This window comes from Lysinibacillus sp. GbtcB16, assembly GCF_019091145.1.
Taxonomy (GTDB): domain Bacteria; phylum Bacillota; class Bacilli; order Bacillales_A; family Planococcaceae; genus Lysinibacillus; species Lysinibacillus fusiformis.
In genome coordinates, this window is the sequence record NZ_JAGXJV010000347.1 from 1 (window position 1) to 275 (window position 275).

Consider the following 275-nt stretch of genomic DNA (forward strand, 5'->3'; position numbering starts at 1 on the left):
GATCCGTCTTCGTTCGTATTTTGTGCCCATTCACTTTATGAATGAGCTCTCCGATTTGAATGCCTAGCTCCTGTGCAGGACTCTTCGGCACGACGGATAGCACCATAAGCCCTCGAGTCGAATGCACGTAGAAAGGCGTCTGCTTGTCTTCGAGGCATTGGTTATATCGGATCAATCCCTCATGCAGCGCTATGCTGAGCAAAGCACCAACGATTAGAACCGGTGTCCAGAAATGCGTAGCCAACGCCACACCCAGCATGATGAACCCGTACAAG

The 275-nt window shown here is 50.9% G+C and carries 1 protein-coding gene; it reads right to left on the reverse strand.

The genetic code is table 11. From position 1 onward, the window contains the following. Positions 1–259, reverse strand: a 259-nt coding sequence (locus KVT27_RS27375) for a PDZ domain-containing protein (protein ID WP_217582164.1), incomplete at its 3' end; no start/stop codon positions are given. Positions 260–275 lie beyond the last annotated feature (16 nt).